Source organism: Psychromonas algicola (assembly GCF_004378355.1).
Lineage (GTDB): Bacteria > Pseudomonadota > Gammaproteobacteria > Enterobacterales > Psychromonadaceae > Psychromonas.
Map to the genome: position 1 here is coordinate 1 of NZ_SNUB01000098.1, position 426 is coordinate 426.

Sequence of the window (426 nt, forward strand, 5' to 3'; positions counted from 1 at the left end):
TTCACCACGGGCCTGCTCGGGCGCCATGTAACCCCAGCTGCCGATGGCAGTGCCGGCGCCGGTCATGCGGCTGCGATCGCGCCGGCTGGTGGCGATGCCGAAATCGGTCAGCATCGGGCGGTCGTTCTGGTCGAACAGGACGTTTTCGGCCTTCACGTCGCGGTGCACGATGCCCTGTGCATGGGCGTAGTCCAGCGCTCCCAGCAGGGCGCGCAACACGCCGATGACACGGGCCTGGTCGCTGCGCAGGTCACGCTTGCCGATGTGGCCGTTGGACAGGTACGGCATCACGTAATACAGCAGCCCCCATTCCATCCGGCCGACCGCGTGGATGGCCACGATGCCCGGATGCTGCAGCTTGGCGATGGTGCGCGCCTCTTTCTCGAAGCGATGCCTGCTGACCTCGTCGTTCAGCGCGAGCGGCGA

1 protein-coding gene is annotated in these 426 nt (G+C 66.9%); it reads right to left on the reverse strand.

Features of this window, described 5'->3' with window-relative positions; genetic code table 11:
- Window positions 1–426 (reverse strand): serine/threonine-protein kinase (locus tag E2R67_RS16520; protein WP_134292027.1); only part of this gene is annotated, 426 nt, incomplete at both ends.